Source organism: Synechococcus sp. Cruz CV12-2-Slac-r, assembly GCF_024346075.1.
Lineage (GTDB): Bacteria > Cyanobacteriota > Cyanobacteriia > PCC-6307 > Cyanobiaceae > Synechococcus_D.
On the sequence record NZ_JAGQEK010000117.1, the window covers coordinates 1 to 5,046 of the forward strand.

A 5,046-nucleotide genomic window follows, 5' to 3' on the forward strand; every position below is an offset into this window, starting at 1 on the left:
GTGAAAATAGAAAATTTGATGTGATTTTACTTTGTTCGGGGCTCGCCAGCACTGAGTTATTAAAACCATTAGCAGAAGATATTTCTACTGCGATCACCTTGCAACCAGTAATTGGCCAAGCGCTTGAGTTAAAGCTCCCTACGGATATAAATTGGCAGGGCAATATTAATTGGGATGGCATCAATTTGGTACCCCGCGCTGGGGGCCGCCTCTGGCTTGGTGCCACCTTGGAGCCGGCTCAAACTGCAAGCGAAATGGGCGCAACAGGCGCACTGCAGGCGATGCAACACCTAAATGGAGCAGCACCAGAATGGTTAAAGAGAGCTCAAATATTACGCAAATGGCAGGGGGTAAGGGCACAACCGCTAAAACGCACAGCTCCAGTTCTTGAGCTGCTGCTGCCAGGATTAATGATTTTGGCGGGGCATTATCGCAACGGCATCCTCTTAGGGCCAGCCAGTGCTGCATGGGCAGAAGCAAACATTTTAAATTGAATTACTACAATAAATAGAACTTGCTCAAGTGCTACCTACTAATTTTTGGCGTAACTTTTTGATTTGATCACGCAAACTAGCTGCCGCTTCAAAGTCTAGGTTTGCAGCAGCTGTTTTCATTTTATCCTCCAGCTGTTTAATTAATTCAGGCATTGCATCTAGTGAAACTCCATAATGATTAGCAACTTCAGGCGCTTCGGTGGGCTGCTCATCATTTAATTTGCGTGATAACTCAAGGAAAGCAAGAATTGGATTATTACCTATTGAGCTTTTGCCTGCAGGCCTTGGTGTAATACCGTGCTTTAGATTATATTCATGTTGAACAGCACGACGATTTTCAGTTACGGTTATCGCTTTTGCCATTGAATCAGTGAGATTGTCTGCGTATAAAATAGCCCTGCCATCAATATGACGAGCTGCCCTTCCTATCGTTTGAATTAAAGACCTTTCAGCGCGCAAAAAGCCCTCCTTATCTGCATCTAATATCGCAACCAACGACACCTCCGGTAAATCCAAGCCCTCTCGCAATAAATTCACCCCAACCAGCACGTCATATTCACCATTGCGCAAATCTTGAATAATTTCAATGCGTTCAATCGAGTGAATTTCAGAATGCAAATATCTAACTTTTACCTGATTTTCAGCTAAATAATCAGTAAGATCTTCTGCCATACGTTTTGTGAGAGTTGTTATTAATACCCTTTCTTTGCGATCAGCCCGCACCCGGATCTCACCCAACAAATCATCCACCTGCCCACCGGTAGGCCGCACTTCCACAATTGGATCTAGCACTCCTGTGGGGCGGATTACCTGTTCTGCTATTTGGCCATTTGATATTTCTAGTTCCCAATTTCCTGGAGTTGCGCTTACAAAAATCGTTTGTTGCGCTTTTTGCCAAAATTCTTCTGCTTTTAAAGGGCGGTTATCAGCAGCGCTTGGCAAGCGAAAACCATGATCAATCAATACCTGCTTTCTAGCTCGATCACCGTTATACATGGCATGTAATTGTGAGCAGGTAACGTGGCTTTCATCTACAACTAACAGCCAATCTTTAGGGAAATAATCGATCAAACATTCAGGTGGCGTACCCGCTTGCCTTCCAGCTAAATGCCTAGCATAATTTTCAACTCCATTGCAATAACCCACCTGTTGCAACATTTCCAGATCGTAGGTGGTGCGCTGCTCTAAACGCTGCGCTTCTAAAAGTTTGCCTTGGCCTTGTAATTCATCCAAGCGAAAGCGCAGTTCAGCTCGTATCTCAGCAATTGCACCATCTAAGCGATCTTTCGGTGTAACGAAGTGTTTGGCAGGATAGATATTAATTTGTTCTAAACTTTTTAAAATCTCACCGGTGGTGGGGTCTACATAACGAATAGCTTCCACCTCATCACCAAATAATTCAATTCTCACTAATCGATCTTCATAAGCCGGGCCAATTTCCAACACATCTCCTTTAACTCGAAAGCGGCCGCGAGCAATCTCTGTATCATTACGCGTATATTGATTATTAACAAGTTCACGCAAAGAAGAGCGTAAATCTATTGTTTCTCCCACTTTAAATGGCACTGCTGCCTTTAAATATTCCGACGGAATACCAAGGCCGTAAATACAGCTTATCGATGCAACAACAATCACGTCGTTGCGCTCAAATAAAGAGCGCGTCGCCGAGTGACGCAACATATCTATCTCTTCATTGATAGATGCTGTTTTAGCGATATATGTATCTGAAACCGGCACATATGCCTCCGGCTGGTAATAATCATAATAAGATATAAAATATTCAACAGCATTCTGCGGAAAAAATTCCCGCAACTCATTACATAGCTGAGCTGCCAGGGTTTTGTTATGGGCTAAAACTAAAGCCGAGCGCCCGGTGCGCTGGATCACATTAGCGATTGAAAACGTTTTACCTGTGCCCGTGGCACCCAGCAGGGTTTGATAGCGTTCGCCGGCATCAACGCCCTGCACCAGGGTTTCGATGGCGCTGGGCTGATCCCCATTGGGGCTATATGGAGCTTGAAGGCGGAAATCCACCGGGGCTCAATCTATTGGCATTAAATACTAAAGAGAAAATCACTGCTTTGTAAGCCGATCAAACTTTATTAGCTCATCAAGCCGAGAAGGCGCAAAGATACGGTGCTAATAATGCTGTATGCCAAAGCGCCAAGCAGCACACTAAAGATCCCATTTTTTAAGCGAAACCCATCTACCATACTGGCAGCTATACCAAATAAAATTGCAGTTATAATCCAATTAAATAATAAACTAATCGGCTGAATTAAGCCACCTAAACTACTCACAGCCCAAGGTAATAAAAATAGGGCTTTTAATGGCAATGTTAATAAGGTTCCTAATAAACCAATGGCGCCAGCTGATAGCAACGCAGCGCCAAAACCCTCAAATTCCACCCCAAGAGGCAAACTAGCAACTACAAGTAGCACTATTGCCCGAACTGGCCATTGCAGTAGCCAGGCAAAGCCAGTCATTTATTTAGCGATGATTGTTCCCGCAACAGTAGCCACGAGAGCCTCCCTCAAGCCGCGCACTACCGCCACCATTGCAATTTCATCGTTAAGCCTGTTCACAGCAGAGCCAACTCCCACCCCTGCAGCACCTGCCGCTTGAGCTAAAGGCAAGGTAACGGCTGATAGACCAGAGGCGCAAAGCACAGGAACTCGCACCGCACGGCTAATTACATGGGCTGCCGCAAGGGTTGGAGCCGCCTTTTCAATTAAACCCTGCACGCCAGGGCTGTATGGCCGGGCGCTGCTGCCGCCTTCAGTTTGGATTAGATCGGCTCCTGCTGCTACCAAATCAATCGCCAACTGCTCCTGTTGATCAAGGGGCAAGGTGTGGGGCACTGTTACCGAGAGGGGAATATCAGCAGCTAGAGCCTTGGTGCGGAGAGTGAGCTCGATCACCTCAACTGCTCCAAACACCCGGCCAAGGGGGTAAAAACTGTCGTAATTTCCAATTTCCAGCATCGTGGCCCCTGCTGCCACCGCTGCAGGAAACAGTTCGGGATCTACTGCTGATACGCAGATTGGTAAACCAGATTGAGCCGCGGCCAATCTCACCAGGGCTGGGCTGCAGGCCACATCGATCAAATCAGCGCCCCCCGCTGCCGCAGCGCGAGCCACCATTGCAACAGCCGTGGCATCAAAATTGGCTAGTCCAGCTATCACTTTGAGTAAGCGCTGCTCGCTTAGGGCCGTATTTAGGGAATGGGGCAGCAACATAACAGTGCTAATTCAGATCTTTAATTCTCCCACGTAAGCCCAATTACAGGGAAGCTATTGCTATGGCAATTTCCTGGAGCACTTACCACCTGCGGCTGCACCAGCGCTTGTTGCGCGAGCCTCTGCTGCTGCCCCCTGGGGCCCAACTGCTGTTGGCGGTATCTGGCGGCCAAGACTCCATGGCGTTAACAGCATTAATGCTGGATTTACAACGCTTGCACCACTGGCAACTGCAGCTGTGGCATGGCAACCACTGTTGGCGCCAAGAATCAGAACAACAGGCTGCGGCCCTAGCTGCATGGGCAAAAAGCAAAAACCTAAAAATTCAGATCGATAGCTGGGCGAACCCGCTACATACAGAAGCAGCTGCAAGGGAATGGCGTTACAGCTGCCTCGAGCAGCAGGCCAAAACTGAAGGCTGCCAAATTGTGCTCACGGCCCACACCGCAAACGATCGCAGTGAAACGCTGCTTTTGCATCTAGCCCGCGGCAGCCACCGTCGCGGCCTTGGCAGCTTGATGGCCCAACGGCAGCTCTGCCCAGGAATTCAACTTGTGCGGCCTTTACTAAATTTTTCTAGGGCAGATACCGCAATGATTTGTGAAACATTGGCAATCCCAATCTGGCTGGATCCCAGCAACACAGATCAACGTTTTAGCCGTAATCGAATCCGTAATGAGGTGTTACCAGTGCTGGAGCAATTGCATCCAGGTGCCACACAAAGAATGGCTGCAACTGCAGAAGGATTTAGCGCTGAACAAGAAAGCTATGGGGAATTACTTGATCTCGCCCTTAAAGCTTTGCAGGCAGATGATTCAAAAATACAACGCAAAAAGTTGATGGCATTATCAATTCCCTGCCGCGGCCAGCTGTTGCAGCATTGGTTGCTGCAACAGGGTTTAGCTGCAATGGGGGCATCACAAATAAAACAATTGTGGCCCCAATTGGAAAGCAACCGGGGGCCAAATCAAATGGTTTTAGCCAAAGGCAAAACGCTCGAATGGGATCGTTTACACATCTGGCTTAACAGCTAATCAGCCAACAGCGGCGCTGGGGCGGCGGCGGCGCAAACGATTGTCGTCTGCTGGTTGCAGCTCAGCTTCTGCTGGGGCGGCGCTTGCGGGTTGAGCTTGAGCCTGGGGTTGAGCTTGAGGACGATCTCTTTCAGCCCGTGCGGCCCGAGATACCGGTGCACGATCTTCTACAGGATTTTTCGAAACATAAGCAGGGGTGCCGGCTGGGGCGGGCTGCACCAAGCAAATGATCAAAGGTTCCACCTGCAACTCGCGCCGCATACGACGTTGCAAACCCAC

5 protein-coding genes and 1 pseudogene are annotated in these 5,046 nt (G+C 48.3%); 2 read left to right on the top strand and 4 right to left on the bottom strand.

Annotated elements, in window-relative coordinates; translation table 11 throughout:
- Positions 1 to 494, top strand: a 494-nt coding sequence (locus KB557_RS08810) for an FAD-dependent oxidoreductase (protein ID WP_255133350.1), incomplete at its 5' end; no start/stop codon positions are given.
- A gap of 24 nt (positions 495 to 518) precedes the next feature.
- Here KB557_RS08810 and uvrB read toward each other — a convergent pair.
- The 3 genes from uvrB to KB557_RS08825 form a co-directional block, all read right to left on the bottom strand.
- Positions 519 to 2,528 carry an excinuclease ABC subunit UvrB gene (gene uvrB / locus KB557_RS08815; RefSeq protein ID WP_255133352.1) on the bottom strand — a complete coding sequence of 670 codons (2,010 nt, stop codon included), beginning with the start codon at positions 2,526 to 2,528 and terminating at the stop codon, positions 519 to 521.
- Positions 2,529 to 2,596: 68 nt separating this feature from the next.
- Positions 2,597 to 2,980, bottom strand: coding sequence for a phage holin family protein (locus KB557_RS08820; RefSeq protein ID WP_255133354.1), 384 nt, complete (start codon positions 2,978 to 2,980; stop codon positions 2,597 to 2,599).
- Positions 2,981 to 3,733 (bottom strand): DUF561 domain-containing protein, encoded by a 753-nt coding sequence (locus tag KB557_RS08825; protein WP_261355040.1) that lies wholly within the window; start codon positions 3,731 to 3,733, stop codon positions 2,981 to 2,983.
- Between the two features lie 62 nt (positions 3,734 to 3,795).
- Here KB557_RS08825 and tilS point away from each other — a divergent pair, with 62 nt between their 5' ends.
- Complete coding sequence (tilS, locus tag KB557_RS08830; protein WP_255133356.1) at positions 3,796 to 4,767, top strand: tRNA lysidine(34) synthetase TilS; 972 nt, start codon at positions 3,796 to 3,798, stop codon at positions 4,765 to 4,767.
- Here tilS and KB557_RS08835 read toward each other — a convergent pair.
- Positions 4,768 to 5,046: pseudogene (locus KB557_RS08835) on the bottom strand (ribonuclease J); the annotation flags it as partial.